Below are 14,624 nucleotides of genomic sequence, written 5' to 3'. Positions count from 1 at the left end.
TTCCGCCTTGCGCAGCCTGCTGCCCCGCCGCGGGCCAGCGACGCGACGGGCGTCTGCGGACGAATTTCGCCGCCCCCTGTTGCTTTGGCGCCGAATTGCCGGCGATCCGCCCGCGTGATAGCCAGCGCCGCATGAGCAAGCCGAAGCGCAGCGCCGCCCTCGACCTGAGCGGCGACACCATCGCCACCATCCGCCGCCTCTGGCAAAGCCAGATGCGGGCGCACTGGCGCATGCTGGCGGTTGTGCTGGCCTGCATTGGCCTGGTCGCAGCCGCGACCGGCCTCTATCCGGTGCTGATCAAGCACGCCTTCGACGCCTTCACCAACAAGGACACGCAGGCCATCCTGTATGCGCCGCTGTTCGTCATCGCCGTCACCTCGGTGCGCGGCTTCTCGCTACTGGCGCAGAGCGTGCTCACCAACAAGGTGGTGACGCAGGTCGAAGCGGATATGCAGACCGAGCTGTATGGTCATCTGATCGACGCCGATCTGGCGCAACTCGGCGAGGAGAGTCCCGCCGCCCTGACCCAGCGCTTCACCACGGATTTCGCCTTCATCAAAGAGGCGCTGACACGGATCTCCACCGTCTTCCTGCGTGATGTCGCCCAGATCATCGCCCTCGTCTGCGCCATGCTGTGGATCGATCCGGTGCTGACCATCGCCGCCGCCCTGGTGGTGCCCTTCGCCGCCATCCCTATCGGTCGCATCGGCAAGAAACTGCGCCGGGTGGCCAATTCCACCCAGGAGCAGATCGGCGCCATGGCCGGCCTGGTGTCGGAAAGCCTCTCGGGCGCCCGCGTCGCCAAGACCTTCAGCCTGGAGGGTTATCTCAAGCAGCGCGCCTGGCAGGCCTTCGACGAGGTGCGCAAGCTGAAGATGAAGGCCGCCAACGCCCGCGGCCGCCTTGATCCACTGCTGGAAGTCGGCGGCGGCGTCGCCGTGGCCGGCGTGCTGGTGCTGATCGGTCTGCGCATTTCGCGCGGCGAGAGCACCGTCGGCGAATTCACCGGCTTCGTTACGGCGCTGCTGCTCGCCGCCCAGCCCATGCGCTCCATCGGCAATCTCAACGCCATCGTCCAGGAGGCCATGGCGGCGCTGAAACGCTATTACGCCATCATGGACCGGAGCCCGACCATCGTCGACCGCCCCGGCGCCAGGGACCTGCAGGTCAGCGCCGGCGCCATCGCCTTCGATCGCGTCAGCTTCCGCTACCACAACGAAGCGACGGCGCTGCGCGACGTCACCCTGAACGCGCCAGCCGGCGCGGTCACGGCGCTCGTCGGTCGTTCCGGCTCCGGCAAATCAACGCTGATGGCGCTGGTTCCCCGCCTCTATGACGTGACGGACGGGGCCGTGCGCATCGACGGCGCCGACGTGCGCGAGGTGACGCTGCAATCGCTGCGTCGCCAGATCGCCGTCGTCAGCCAGGACGTGGTGCTGTTCGACGACACCGTGCGCGCCAATATCGCCTTCGGCCGGCCGGACGCCACCGACGCCGAGATCCAGGCGGCCGCGGAAGCGGCGGCGGCGCACGGCTTCATCAGCCGCCTGCCGGAAGGATACGCGACCCGCGTCGGTCATGGCGGCTCACGCCTGTCCGGCGGCGAGCGCCAGCGCATATCGCTGGCCCGCGCCATTCTCAAGGATGCGCCGATCCTGCTGCTGGACGAGGCCACCAGCGCCCTCGACGCGGAGAGCGAACAGATCGTGCAGACCGCCCTGGCGCAACTGATGCGGGGGCGCACCACGCTCGTCATCGCCCACCGTCTCGCCACGGTGCGCGAAGCGGACCAGATTGTCGTGATGGATCAGGGACAGGTCATCGAGACCGGGACCCACGCAACGCTGGTGGAAGCCGGCGGCGTCTACGCCCGCCTCAGCCGCATGCAGCTGGTGGACGACAGCCCGGTCGTCGCCGTCTCGCCTGACCTGGCCTGAGATGTTGCGTCATGTCTGAAAAAGCGCCCGGGCCCACGAAGCTCCTGCCCGGGTGAGATGGTTCCCGCCCCAGGGGCGATGATGCGCGATCACTCGCGGCGGATGATGCGGTCGACCACCAGGTCGGAGAGCAGGCCCGGCCTGAAGTCGCGCTTGACCGCTTCGGGGTCATAGATGGCGTCCACCCAGGTCAGGAAGTCGACGCCATTGGCCTCGCCCTCGCGCAAATAAGCGTCGAAGAAGGCGTCAAGCACGCCGGTGCGGGCGAAGCGGAAATGGCCATAGCGCCAGGACAGCTGCCGCATCGCCTCCCGCACTGGCAGATTCTCGTGCAGGATCAGGTAGAGCGCCGACATCATGCCGGCGCGGTCGGCGCCGGATTTGCAATGCACCAGGGCCGGATATTCCAGCGTCTCGAAGAACTGTTTCGCCGCGTGAATGGTTTCACGGTCCGGCGCTTCCCGCGACCGCACCACAAATTCCGTCAGCGTCACGCCGTGGCGCTCGCAGGCCTCGCGCTCCAGCGGCCATGAGCCGTATTCACGGCCGCCGCGCAGATTGACAATGGTGCGCAGGCCCTGCCTGGCCAGCCGGCCGATCTGGGTGGGCGTCGGCTGGGCGGCGCGCCAGAATTTCGGCGTCACCCGGAACAGATTGAGGTAAGCGACGCGGAACACGCCGTGATCCACCAACAGCATATTGGTCCACGCGCGCATGCGATCCCACGTTCCGCCCACGGGCCTGTCCCAGCGAGCGATCCGCGCCATGCGCCGCGCATAGCGCTCCTCATCCTTCAGTGGTCGACCGAACCCCATCTGCCTTCCTGATCAAGAACATCCGCCCGCCGGGCGGCGCTGTGTAACAGACAGTCGCGACAATCCAAAGCGGACATCGACTTTAGCCAGCGGCCTCATGGCGCCCGCCGTCTTTCCGGATCGCTTCCGGAAAAGGCCAGGATCGCCGGATGCGCTTCATCTGGCTGGCCGGTTGCCGAACCCCAGTGAACCTGGCCCACTGAATTCCTGGGGAGGGGGTCTGGCGACGTCCGGCGGCGCCTGGACGTCGCAGGCAGCGGACGCTCCGGCGTCTGCCTGGCCTCGCATGACGCGCTTTCCTGGCGAAAAGCGGAACATACTTTCCCGAAAATCCGCCAGACCGCTTCCGCAGGCATTCCTCCGCGCCGGCTTCACGCTTTCGTCAGCACGGCAAAGCTTGTCGATCCCGGAGCTGTTTCATACGCTCCTGTCATGCGTGAACTTGTCATCAGCATCCGTCGCGCCAGACTCTCCGATGCCGAGGGTCTTTCAATCGTGCATGACGCTGCGTGGCGAGAAGCATACCAGGGCGTGTTGCCCGGCGTCGCCCTCGAGCGGATGATCGCCCGGCGCGGACCGGACTGGTGGCGGCAGAGCGCCACGCGGGGCCAAGAACCTGGCAGCCGTCAGATGCTGGTTCTGGAGGTCGGCGATCAGGTCGGCGGCTATGTCATTTATGGCCCAAACCGCATGCTTTCCCTGCCGCAGCGCGGTGAAATCGATGCGCTGTATCTCGACCCGGTCTGCCAGGGGCTGGGCCTTGGCCGCCGGCTGTTTCGCGCGGCCCGGCGTGATCTGTCCGGCCGCTCGCTCGGCTCCACCGTCATCTGGTGCCTCGACGCCAACACGCGCGGCAGCCAGTTTTACGCCGGCCTTGGCGGCGTGCTCCATACCCGCGCCGGCTTCCGCATTGGCGGCGTGGACTTCCCCGCCAGCGCCTGGGCGTTCAGCTAGGCGCGCGTAAACGTGCGTTCGTGCGGGACTGGCCGCGCCATATTCCCGCCTCCGGACGAAAAAAACCTCTGTCTCACTTGTTGTTGTGGCCGATCGGACCTAAACAGACGCCGTTCACGGGACAAACCGTCCTGCAATCCATTCACGGCTTTTACCGGAAGACTCTCATGCGCCTTGACGCAATTTCGATCGGCAAGAACCCGCCCCACGACATCAATGTCATCATTGAGGTCCCGCTCGGCGGCGAGCCGATCAAGTACGAAATGGACAAGGATGCGCAGATCCTGACCGTGGACCGCTTCCTTTACACTCCGATGCGTTATCCGGGGAACTACGGCTTCGTGCCCCACACCCTGTCCGAGGATGGCGATCCGATCGACGTGCTGGTGGCCAACACCCGTCCGATCGTGCCTGGCGCGATGATGAACTGCCGCCCGATCGGCGTGCTGAAGATGGAAGACGACGGCGGCGGCGACGAGAAGATCATCGCCGTGCCGTCCACCAAGCTGACGCGCCGCTACGAGAGCGTGGTGAACTACACCGACCTGCCCGAGATCACCTGGAAGCAGATCGAGCACTTCTTCCTGCACTACAAGGATCTGGAAGCCGGCAAGTGGGTCAAGCTGAGCGGCTGGGGCGACGCTGAAGAAGCGCGCCGTTACATCGCCGAGGCCATCGAGCGCGGCAAGAAGCTGAAGGCCTGATCCCGGGAAGGTTTCCCGGCAAGACAGACGCCATTTGCGCCAGGAAAATACGGCGCCAGATGAATGGAGCCAAATCCGCATCAGAGCATGCGTGGATTTGGTTCTGGCCTCGCCTGAATACGAAAAAGCGCCCGACAGGGCGCTTTTTTATTGGCCAGTTCCCCCAGGCTCCGGGGGAGCTGGCAGGCCGTTGCGTTACTCCGCCGCGCCGGCCTTGTCCTGGTTGTCGAGCGAGCGCTGGACCACGTGAACAATGCCCTTCATCACCTCGTCGAGGGCGTAGTCCTTGGGCGTATAAACGGCGGCGACGCCAATGTTCTTCAGCACCAGCTCATCTTCCGGGGGCACGATGCCGCCGACCACCACCGGAATGTGGTCGAGCCCCTCGGCGCGCAGCTTCGCCTTCACCTCCCGCACCAGCGGCACGTGCGAGCCGGAGAGGATCGACAGGCCGATGACGTGGGCGTTGGTCTCGCGGGCCCGGCGGACGATCTCGGCCGGCGTCTGGCGGATGCCTTCGTAGGTCACGTCCATGCCAACGTCGCGGGCGCGCAGCGCCACCTGCTCGGCGCCGTTGGAGTGGCCGTCGAGGCCCGGTTTGCCAACAACGATGCGCGGGGCCGCGCCGATGCGGTCGGCCAGATCGGCCACCAGCAGCCGCACCTCGCGCTCGATCTCCGGCGACTTCGTCTCGATGGTGACGCCAGTCGGCGCGCGGTATTCACCGAAGATGTCGCGCAGGGTCTGGCCCCATTCGCCCGTAGTCACGCCGACGCGGGCGCAGACGATCGACGGCTCCATGATATTGCGGCCTTCGCGCGCCGCGGCGGCGAGATCAGCCAGCGCCGCGTCCACCGCCGCCTGATCGCGGCCGGCGCGCCAGGCGCGGATCTTGGTCACCGCCTCCATTTCCACCGTCTCGGGAACCGTGAGAATGGCGCCTTCGCCGGCGGTCAGCGGCGACGGCTCGCTCTCCATCCAGCGGTTGACGCCGACGACCACCAGCGAGCCGTCCTCGATAGCGGCAAGCCGGCGGGCGTTGGATTCCACCAAAGCGCGCTTCATCGCGCCATTTTCGACGGCGACGATGGCGCCGCCCATGGCGTCGATGCGGGCCAGCTCGGCGCGGGCCGCCGCCTTCAGCTCCTCCACCTTGCGGGTGATCTCGACGGAGCCGTCGAAGATATCGCCATAGTCGAGCAGGTCGGTCTCATAGGCCATGATCTGCTGCATGCGGATCGACCATTGCTGGTCCCAGGCGCGCGGCAGGCCGAGCGCCTCGTTCCACGCCGGCAACTGCACGGCGCGGGCGCGGGCGTTCTTCGACAGCACCACCGCCAGCATCTCGATGAGAATGCGGTAAACGTTGTTCTCCGGCTGCGGCTCGGTCAGGCCCAGCGAGTTCACCTGCACGCCGTAGCGGAACAGCTTCTGGCGAGCGTCGGTAATGCCGTAGCGCTCGGTGCAGATCTCGTCCCACAGTTCGACGAAGGCCCGCATCTTGCACATTTCAGTGATGAAACGCAGGCCGGCGTTCACGAAGAACGAGATGCGCGCCACCACCTTGCCGAAGCCGATCTCGTCAACCTCGCCGGAGGCCTTCACCGTGTCGAGCACGGCGATGGCGGTGGCGAGGGCGTAGGAGAGCTCCTGCACCGGCGTCGCGCCGGCTTCCTGCAGATGGTAGGAGCAGACGTTCATCGGGTTCCACTTGGGAACCTCCCGGGTGGTGAACAGCGCCACGTCCTTGATCAGACGCATGGACGGCGCCGGCGCAAACACATAGGTGCCGCGCGACAGGTATTCCTTGATAATGTCGTTCTGGGTCGTGCCGGTGAGCGCCGAGCGCGGAGCGCCCTGCTCCTCGGCCACCGCAATGTACAGCGCCAGCAACCAGGCCGCCGTGGCGTTGATGGTCATCGAGGTGTTCATCGTCGCCAGCGGAATGCCGTCGAACAGCGCCCGCATGTCGCCGATATGCGACACCGGCACGCCCACCTTGCCAACCTCGCCGCGCGCCAGTTCGTGATCCGGATCGTAGCCGGTCTGGGTCGGCAGGTCGAAGGCGACCGACAGGCCGGTCTGGCCCTTGGCGAGATTGCTGCGGTACAGGCGGTTGGACTCGACCGCCGTGGAGTGGCCGGCGTAGGTGCGGAAAATCCAGGGTTTGTCGCGTGCGACCGTCTTGCCGGCGTCGGCGCCTGCTGCGGTGCTGTCCTGTGCGCTCATCAAGCCACTCGCTCATAAGGTCCGGTCGCCTGGCGTCAACATCAGCGTCAGCGGCGGACAAAAACCTGCGCCCCACGCGGGGGCTGTTGCATGAAACGCCAATCTAGCCCGAAGATGTCCAAACGTCTGCCGGGCGCGCAACGGAAGCGCATCAAACTTTTGGCCAACTTCCGGGCTCCGGTTGGCGTGTCTATATCTCGAAGGCTGGCGCGATCTGCGGTTCCGGAGCGGGATCGCTGTCTGGCCGCCAGCCGCGCCGGTTTTCGCGCCTCGCGCCGGAGCTGGCGTAACCGAGCATTGTCTTTATGTGGCGACGCCTCCGGCTAACGGCAGGCAACTGCCACGCATCAGGAAGGCGGCGCACGATCCGGTCGGACCGGAACGGCTCCCGCCAGTTATCATAGGCCTTCCGTCCGGGCCATGGAGTGGAACATCATCATGACCGCCGTTCAGAAGTCGTCCAGTGGAGAGCAGAAGGATCTGTACCGCATGGGCGAAGTGCCGCCGCTCGGCCATGTGCCCGCCAACATGACGGCGTGGGTGGTGCGCAAGGAACGCCACGGCCCGCCAGACACCGCCATGCTGCTGGAAACCGTGCCGACCTGGACGGTGGGCGAGGACGAGGTGCTGATCTATGTGATGGCCGCCGGCGTCAACTATAACGGCGTCTGGGCTGCGCTCGGCGAACCGATTTCGGTGCTCGACGCCCACAAGCAGCCGTATCACATCGCCGGTTCCGACGCCTCTGGCGTCGTCTGGGCCGTCGGCAGCAAGGTGAAGCGCTGGAAGGTCGGCGACGAGGTCGTGGTGCACTGCAACCAGGACGATGGCGACGACGAGGAGTGCAACGGCGGCGACCCGATGTTCTCGTCCTCCCAGCGCATCTGGGGCTATGAGACGCCGGACGGCTCCTTCGCCCAGTTCTGCCGCGTGCAGTCGCGCCAGCTCATGGAGAAGCCCCGCCATCTCACCTGGGAAGAGGCCGCCTGCTATACGCTGACGCTGGCCACCGCCTACCGCATGCTGTTCGGCCACGCGCCGCACACCATCAAGCCCGGCGACAACGTGCTGGTCTGGGGCGCCTCGGGCGGTCTCGGCGTGTTCGGCGTGCAGCTCTGCGCCGCGTCCGGCGCCAACGCCATTGGCGTGATCTCGGACGAATCAAAGCGCGACTACGTCATGCAACTCGGCGCCAAGGGCGTCATCAACCGCAAGGACTTCGACTGCTGGGGCCAGCTCCCCAAGGTGAATTCGCCCGAGTTCAACACCTGGACGAAGAACGCCCGCGCCTTCGGCAAGGCGATCTGGGACATCACCGGCAAGAAGGACGTCGACATCGTCTTCGAGCATCCAGGCGAGGCGACCTTCCCGGTGTCGGCCCTGGTGGCCAAGCGCGGCGGCATGGTGGTGTTCTGCGCCGGCACGTCCGGCTTCAACATCACCTTCGACGCCCGCTACGTCTGGATGCGGCAGAAGCGCATCCAGGGTTCGCACTTCGCCCATCTCAAGCAGGCCTCTGCGGCGAACCAGTTCGTCATCGACCGTCGCATCGACCCCTGCATGTCCGAGGTCTTCCAGTGGAGCGACATTCCGGACGCCCACATGAAGATGTGGCAGAACCGCCATGCGCCCGGCAACATGGCCGTGCTGGTCAATGCGCCCCGCGCCGGCCTGCGCAATCTCGACGACGTCATCGAGGCCAGCAAGGGCGGCTGAGGTCCGTCATGGCGGACCTCGCGGGCAAGACAGGCGGCGACCATCCCGCCGCCACGCCTCCCGGGCAGAACGCCTGATCGACACAAAAAAACCGGCCCTGGCGGCCGGTTTTTTTACGAGCGAACCCCAATTCCAGCGAACCCAATTCCTCAGCCGCTCTCCTCCGCATAATCGATCAGCGCCGCATTGACCTCGCCGCCCAGCAGAAAGAGCGCGCCCAGCACGTAAAGAAACACCAGCGCGATGGCGACCGAGGCAAGGCCCGCATAGGTCGTGACATAACCCCGCTGGCCGAAGTCGGCGATATAGGCCCCGAAAATCGCGCCGCCGACGAACCATGCGATGATGGTCAGGGCCACGCCCGGCATCACCTGGCGAAAGCTGCGCCGGCCAGCGGCGATCAGCATGTGCGCCGCCGTCAGCACCACGAACATGACGGCGCCGGTCACCACGTAGCGGACCACGCCGACAAGGAAGCGAAGCGGCTGCAATTGCGCCTCCAGCGCCGGCGCCCATGCGATCAGCGTCTGCCAGAGCACAGGCCACAGCACCACCAGCACGGCGAAGATCATCAGCGCCGCCGCGCTGACCAGCACGAACAGGATGGATTCCAGCCGCGTCCAGTACCAGGCGCGCCACTCCACCGCCCCGTAGGCGCGGTTGAGCCCAATGCGCAACGCCTCAATGCCGTTGGAGGCGAAGTAGACGGCGAACAGCGCGCCGAAGGTCAGCGCGTCGCCGCGCGTCACCGTCAGCACCTTGCGAATCTCGCTGGCCAGCGGCGCGGCGATGTCCGCCGGCCAGATTTCGAACAGCAGGGTGGCGGCGCGATTGGCCAGACCGGCGGCGCCGATCATGCTTGCCAGCGATGCAATGACGATCATGAACGGAAACAGCGCCATCAGCGCCGACATGGCGATATGGCTGGCAAGCGCCCAGCCGTCATGCTCAAGAAAGCGGTTAATGGCGGCGCTGAACACCCGGTAGATCGCTGTGATGGCTCACCCCCCCTCGATTGCCTGGAGCGCCTTGCTGATACAGGGCGCCTCCCCCTGCATGAACAAAATGCGCCCGACCAGACAGATGGAACAAATTCAGGTTCACGATGAACAGAATTTGCCACAAAATTTGCCACACGCGCACCCAACCCCGCGTCCATCCAAAGCACAACGCGGGCCGGATCAAAAGGCAACCCCGCCTGACGGTTTCCCGGCCTGTCCCATCCGGATCACGAACCTCATGCGCCGGGGCGATTGCTTTTGAATGGAAAAAATCCCACCACTGTCAGGCCGGGAACAGGGCTTGCCGCGTTGATGACCGCCAAAGCTGGCTTCCCGGACGCCGTTGTCTTCCGAGCCCCCGACAAGAAGCCCTGAAACAACAGCGTCGCCGGAATTTCGCAGAGCCGCGCGCTGTGTGGAAATTCAGGCGCATTGCTGCAGTTTCGACACAGCAGCCCGCCGCGCTGTTGTGAGAGCCACATCCGGAAACGCCGTTCCCATGCCCCATCCCGCTCCGGCGGTCCGCCTTGCCGGCGCCGCCCTGGTCGTCATACTCGCCAGCGGCTACATCGTCGCCCGCTACGTCGCTCCGCACGCCGAGCCGCTGACCTTTCTCTCCCTCCGTTTCGCCGCCACCGCTCTGGCCATGGGCGTGATCGCCGTGGCGGCGCGCGCGCCATGGCCAACATCAGTCCGGGAATGGCGCGACATCGCCATCGCCGGCGCGCTATTGCAGGGCGTCATGCTCAGCGGAGTGTTCTGGAGCGTCCGCCACGGCCTGCCCGCCGGCGTCTGCGCGCTGATTCTCGCCCTGCAGCCGGTGCTCACCGGCCTGCTGGCCGGCCCGTTCCTCGGCGAACGCGTCACCGCGCGCGCCTGGGCTGGGCTGGGCGCGGGGCTGGTCGGCGCCGGCATGGTGCTGGCGCCGCGCATTGCCGGCGACGACGCCCTGCCGCCCGCCGCCATTCTGGCCGCAGGCTGCGGCCTGGTCGCCATTTCCATCGGGACGCTCTGGCAGAAAAAAACCGGGCAGACCGGCGACCTCAGAGTCAACGTGACCATCCAGTTTCTCGCCGCTTTTGTATTGGTGACGCCGCTGGCGCTGCTGGTCGAGGACCTGCATTTCGATGGCGCCGGCGAATTGTGGATCGCCATGGCCTGGTCGGTGCTTGGCACCTCGGCAGCCGGCATCCTGCTGATGTTGTGGCTGTTGCGGCGCATGCAGGTGTCGGCCATGTCGGCGCTGTTCTACCTTGTGCCTGTCACAGCCGCAGCCATGACCTGGCTGGTTTTCGGCGAAACGCTGACGCCCGTGCAGATTCTTGGCATGGTCATCGCCGTCGCCGGCGTCTGGCTGGCCAACCGCGCGCCCCGGGCGGTTCCGACGCGGCCCGCCGCCGCCCCGCCCCAATGACGCCTGCTCCCATCTGCGCGGCTCTCGCCGTCACAACGCCGTTGCCTGCGCGGGCAGCTTGTTTATTGTGCCGCCAACAACCGGTCCTGTTGTGACTTTTGCCGGATTGTCACCGGTGCGCCATCCAGCGCAATGTGACTCCGCAACCCATTCCCGGCCGGCTGGCCGCGCCCGCAACGGGCGCGCGTCCGGATTGCCGGGAGCGTTTTCCAGCAAAGTGGCCTCACTTTGCATGGAGAAGACACGTCAAACCGGAAACTGGCCAGGTTCCGTTTCATGAGGAGCGGAGCCTGCCCTGACGGTCGGTCCATGCCGGCCCTGATTTACAACGAGACGGTTTCGCGTCCGGTCGGGATCGCCCTGCGATGCCTTCTGGACAGGACCGGCTCCGGAATACAGCGCCGCGACGCCCCCGATGGCCGTCGCGTAACAAGGAAACTGCGTCATGAGCCAAGTGGCGACCGCCACCCTTCCCGCCGCCTCCGACCTCATCTCCCTGGTCAGCCGGGTTTCCGGCGATCTGGAGGCGTTGCAGGCCGCCGCCACCTCTGCTGTGCGCGCCCGCGTTTCTGAAAATGGCAAGGTTTCCGCCGCGCGCATCGACGCCGAGCAGCACGCCGCCCACGGCCTGTCCTGGCTCGCCACCTATGTCACCGGCGTGCGCGAGGCCGCCGGCTGGGCGCAGCGCCTCAGCGATGAGGGCCGGTTCGGCGAAGTGGAGCAGTTGCTGCTGGGCATCGCCGCCGGCGAGTACACGGCGCAGATCTTTGGCGGCATTCCGATCAGCCAGAACGAGATGGTTCGCCTCGGCGACCTCGGCGTCGACGCTGCAACGGTCGCCGGCCACCGCACCGCCGCGGTTGAAGAGCTGATCGCCATCGGCAACACCCCGGCCACCCGCCTGCGCCTCGTCGCGCTGATGAAAGACATGGACGGCGGCTCCAGCATCGGCGCCACCGGTCTTGACGAGACGCTGGAAGCGATCCGCTCTGAAATGAAGCGCTTCGCTGACGCCGAAGTGGTTCCGCACGCCCATCAGTGGCACCTGAAGAATCAATATATCCCGCTCGACGTGGTGGCCGGCATGGCCCAGCTCGGCGTGTTCGGCCTGACCATTCCGGAAGAATACGGCGGCATGGGGCTGTCGAAGGTTTCCATGTGCGTGGTCTCCGAAGAGCTATCGCGCGCCTATATTGGCGTCGGCTCGCTCGGCACCCGCTCCGAGATCGCCGCCGAACTGATCCTGGGCGGCGGCACCGACGCGCAGAAGCAGCACTGGCTGCCGAAGATCGCCTCGGGCGAGATCCTGCCGACCGCCGTGTTCACAGAGCCGAACACCGGCTCCGACCTCGCCTCGCTGCGCACCCGCGCCGTGAAGGAAGGCGAAGGGGACGCGGCTGTCTGGAAGGTCTATGGCAACAAGACCTGGATCACCCACCCGGTCCGCGCCGACGTCATGACCATGCTGGTCCGCACCAGGCCCGACGTCGCGGGTTATCGCGGCCTGTCGCTCCTGCTGGCGGAAAAGCCGCGCGGCGACGACGCCAACCCGTTCCCGGTCGACGGCCTGACCGGCGGCGAGATCGAGGTGCTCGGCTACCGCGGCATGAAAGAATACGAACTGGCGTTCGACGGCTTCGAGGTGAAGGGCGAGAACCTGCTCGGCGGCGTCGAGGGTGAAGGCTTCCGCCAGCTCATGCAGACCTTCGAGTCGGCCCGCATCCAGACGGCCGCGCGCGCCGTTGGCGTCGCCCAGGCGGCGCTGGAAGTCGGCCTGCGCTACGCCCAGGAGCGCATCCAGTTCGCCAAGCCGATCATCAGCTTCCCGCGCGTCTCCGACAAGCTGGCGATGATGGCTGCGGAACTGATGATCGCCCGCCAGCTCACCTATTTCGCCGGCCGCGCCAAGGACGAAGGCAAGCGCTGCGACCTGGAGGCCGGCATGGCCAAGCTGCTGGCCGCCCGCATCGCCTGGTCGAACGCCGACAACGCCCTGCAGATCCACGGCGGCAACGGCTTCGCGCTCGAGTACACCGTGAGCCGCCTGCTCTGCGACGCCCGCATTCTGTCGATCTTCGAGGGCGCGGCGGAGATCCAGGCGCAGGTCATCGCCCGCCGCCTGATCGAGGGCGGCAACTGAGCGCCGGCAATGACAGTTCCGGCGGGACCTGGTCCCGCCGGCGCATCTCCACCAGCTCGCCATTCGGGAGCGCATGGGGATATACAGGGCCCGTCATTGACGGGCCTTTTTGCTTTCGTGGCCGGAACCACCGGCCATGATCATGCGGCCATGACCCGGCCGGAGAGCGCGGCGGAACAGGCGCGCAACGACGATTGGACAGACCCTGCGACAGGGGGGACATCGCGCGGGCAACGTATTACGTGACCAGCCGTGACGACGCCCGCGCCGTGCTGGATGTCCGCGGCGCGGTGCTGGCCGGCATCCGCCCCGCCGCCACGATGCTGATCGCTGGCCTCATCGAACCGGAGATGAAGGTCGAGATCGAGGTGACGGCGCTGCGTGATCAGGGCTGAGCCCACAGAAAACTTGCCACCAGGCCGCCGCCGCGCCTAAACCCGGTCGCGAACAATCTCTGTGAGGCGTCCATGGCATCCTTCAATCTTCTCCTGCTCCCCGGCGACGGCATCGGCCCCGAGGTCAACGTCGAAGTCGAAAAGCTGGTGCGCTGGCTCGACCAGGCTGGCGTGGCGAAATTCGAAATCGAGAAAGACCTGGTCGGCGGCTCCGCCTATGACGCCCATGGCGTGTCGATCAGCGAGGAAGCCATGGCGCGCGCCCAGGCCGCCGACGCGGTGCTGTTCGGCGCCGTGGGCGGCCCCAAGTGGGATTCGGTGCCTTACGAGGTGCGCCCGGAAGCCGGCCTGCTGCGCCTGCGCAAGGACCTCGGCCTGTTCGCCAATCTGCGCCCGGCCATCTGTTACCCGGCCCTCGCCGAGGCCTCCTCGCTGAAGCGCGAGCTGGTCGAAGGCCTCGACATCATGATCGTGCGCGAGCTGACCGGCGGCGTCTATTTCGGCGAGCCGAAGGAGATCGTCACCCTGGAGAACGGCGAGAAGCGCGCCGTCGACACCCAGCTCTACGCCACCCATGAGATCGAGCGCATCGCCCGCGTCGCCTTCGATCTGGCGGCAAAGCGCAACAACCGCGTCGCCTCGGCCGAGAAGCGCAACGTCATGCGCACCGGCGTGCTGTGGCATGAGGTGGTGAGCCGCGTGCACCGCGAGGAATTCGCCGGCGCGGCGCTGGAGCATGTGCTGGCCGACAATTGCGCCATGCAGCTGGTGCGCAACCCCAAGCAGTACGACGTGATCGTCACCGACAATCTGTTCGGCGACATCCTCTCTGACGTGGCCGCCATGCTCACCGGCTCGCTCGGCATGTTGCCATCGGCCTCGCTGGGCGCGGAAGATCCGGCCACCGGCAAGCGCAAAGCCCTGTATGAGCCGGTGCACGGCTCGGCGCCGGACATCGCCGGCAAGGGCATGGCCAACCCGATCGCCATGATCGGCTCACTGGGCATGGCGCTGCGCTATTCCTTTGGCCTCGGCGAAGCGGCCGACAAGCTGGACCTGGCCATCGCCAACGTGCTGGGCGCGGGCCTGCGCACCCGCGACATCGCCAGCGCCGGCGCCAACGCTGTCTCGACCAGCGAGATGGGCGACGCCATCATCGCCGAGATGCAGCGCCTCTCCTGAAGGCCAGCCGCGCTTTGAACGCGCAATGGCAGACGGCTGGCCGGACAGGTCCGGCCGCCTGATCTGCAGGCAAACTGGCCTGAACGCAAAAAGAAACAGGGCCGGTCAGACCGGCCCTGTTTCTTTATGTTGTCCGG

Annotated in this window: 11 protein-coding genes; 8 read left to right on the top strand and 3 right to left on the bottom strand. The window is 66.4% G+C overall.

The features are described 5' to 3' along the window. Positions 1 to 131 precede the first annotated feature (131 nt). Positions 132 to 1,937, top strand: coding sequence for an ABC transporter ATP-binding protein (locus IE243_RS06765; RefSeq protein WP_191318561.1), 1,806 nt, complete (start codon positions 132 to 134; stop codon positions 1,935 to 1,937). Positions 1,938 to 2,026: 89 nt separating this feature from the next. On the opposite strand, the gene IE243_RS06760 is transcribed toward IE243_RS06765, so the two are convergent. After that, a complete protein-coding gene (locus IE243_RS06760; RefSeq protein ID WP_191318560.1) occupies positions 2,027 to 2,752 on the bottom strand; it encodes a protein tyrosine phosphatase family protein in 726 nt (241 codons plus the stop codon). Positions 2,753 to 3,184: 432 nt separating this feature from the next. Here IE243_RS06760 and IE243_RS06755 point away from each other — a divergent pair, with 432 nt between their 5' ends. Then, the gene (locus IE243_RS06755) at positions 3,185 to 3,706 is read left to right on the top strand and encodes a GNAT family N-acetyltransferase (RefSeq protein ID WP_191318559.1); all 522 of its coding nucleotides are present in this window, start codon (positions 3,185 to 3,187) and stop codon (positions 3,704 to 3,706) included. A gap of 167 nt (positions 3,707 to 3,873) precedes the next feature. Then, entirely contained in the window at positions 3,874 to 4,410 is a 537-nt protein-coding gene (gene ppa, locus IE243_RS06750) for an inorganic diphosphatase (protein WP_191318558.1), read from the top strand. Between the two features lie 195 nt (positions 4,411 to 4,605). Here ppa and IE243_RS06745 read toward each other — a convergent pair whose 3' ends face one another. Then, a complete protein-coding gene (locus tag IE243_RS06745; protein WP_191318557.1) occupies positions 4,606 to 6,639 on the bottom strand; it encodes an ethylmalonyl-CoA mutase in 2,034 nt (677 codons plus the stop codon). 438 nt (positions 6,640 to 7,077) lie between these two features. Here IE243_RS06745 and ccrA point away from each other — a divergent pair, with 438 nt between their 5' ends. Then, on the top strand, positions 7,078 to 8,355 hold the full coding sequence (gene ccrA, locus IE243_RS06740) for a crotonyl-CoA carboxylase/reductase (protein WP_191318556.1): 1,278 nt from the start codon (positions 7,078 to 7,080) through the stop codon (positions 8,353 to 8,355). A gap of 149 nt (positions 8,356 to 8,504) precedes the next feature. On the opposite strand, the gene IE243_RS06735 is transcribed toward ccrA, so the two are convergent. Continuing rightward, positions 8,505 to 9,335 carry a YihY/virulence factor BrkB family protein gene (locus tag IE243_RS06735; RefSeq protein WP_244642875.1) on the bottom strand — a complete coding sequence of 277 codons (831 nt, stop codon included), beginning with the start codon at positions 9,333 to 9,335 and terminating at the stop codon, positions 8,505 to 8,507. A 520-nt stretch (positions 9,336 to 9,855) separates the two neighbouring features. On the opposite strand from IE243_RS06735, the gene IE243_RS06730 reads away from it, so the two are divergent. From IE243_RS06730 to leuB, 4 genes are all read left to right on the top strand, one after another. Then, entirely contained in the window at positions 9,856 to 10,770 is a 915-nt protein-coding gene (locus IE243_RS06730; RefSeq protein WP_191318555.1) for a DMT family transporter, read from the top strand. Between the two features lie 445 nt (positions 10,771 to 11,215). After that, on the top strand, positions 11,216 to 12,910 hold the full coding sequence (locus IE243_RS06725) for an acyl-CoA dehydrogenase family protein (RefSeq protein WP_191318554.1): 1,695 nt from the start codon (positions 11,216 to 11,218) through the stop codon (positions 12,908 to 12,910). A 242-nt stretch (positions 12,911 to 13,152) separates the two neighbouring features. Further along, positions 13,153 to 13,305 carry a RidA family protein gene (locus IE243_RS23905; RefSeq protein WP_373301592.1) on the top strand — a complete coding sequence of 51 codons (153 nt, stop codon included), beginning with the start codon at positions 13,153 to 13,155 and terminating at the stop codon, positions 13,303 to 13,305. A gap of 72 nt (positions 13,306 to 13,377) precedes the next feature. Then, positions 13,378 to 14,487, top strand: a complete 1,110-nt coding sequence (gene leuB / locus IE243_RS06715) for a 3-isopropylmalate dehydrogenase (RefSeq protein WP_191318553.1) — start codon at positions 13,378 to 13,380, stop codon at positions 14,485 to 14,487. The last annotated feature ends 137 nt before the right edge of the window (positions 14,488 to 14,624 follow it).

It is taken from the genome of Camelimonas fluminis (assembly GCF_014656355.1).
Taxonomy (GTDB): domain Bacteria; phylum Pseudomonadota; class Alphaproteobacteria; order Rhizobiales; family Beijerinckiaceae; genus Camelimonas; species Camelimonas fluminis.
This window is presented reverse-complemented; position numbering and strand designations above follow the sequence as displayed.

Excerpts from the sequence above, each read along its gene's own strand:
- IE243_RS06765 (WP_191318561.1), top strand. The coding sequence starts at position 132 with ATGAGCAAGCCGAAGCGCAGCGCCGCCCTCGACCTGAGCGGCGACACC.
- IE243_RS06760 (WP_191318560.1), bottom strand. The coding sequence starts at position 2,752 with ATGGGGTTCGGTCGACCACTGAAGGATGAGGAGCGCTATGCGCGGCGC.
- IE243_RS06755 (WP_191318559.1), top strand. The coding sequence starts at position 3,185 with ATGCGTGAACTTGTCATCAGCATCCGTCGCGCCAGACTCTCCGATGCC.
- ppa (WP_191318558.1), top strand. The coding sequence starts at position 3,874 with ATGCGCCTTGACGCAATTTCGATCGGCAAGAACCCGCCCCACGACATC.
- IE243_RS06745 (WP_191318557.1), bottom strand. The coding sequence starts at position 6,639 with ATGAGCGCACAGGACAGCACCGCAGCAGGCGCCGACGCCGGCAAGACG.
- ccrA (WP_191318556.1), top strand. The coding sequence starts at position 7,078 with ATGACCGCCGTTCAGAAGTCGTCCAGTGGAGAGCAGAAGGATCTGTAC.
- IE243_RS06730 (WP_191318555.1), top strand. The coding sequence starts at position 9,856 with ATGCCCCATCCCGCTCCGGCGGTCCGCCTTGCCGGCGCCGCCCTGGTC.
- IE243_RS06725 (WP_191318554.1), top strand. The coding sequence starts at position 11,216 with ATGAGCCAAGTGGCGACCGCCACCCTTCCCGCCGCCTCCGACCTCATC.
- leuB (WP_191318553.1), top strand. The coding sequence starts at position 13,378 with ATGGCATCCTTCAATCTTCTCCTGCTCCCCGGCGACGGCATCGGCCCC.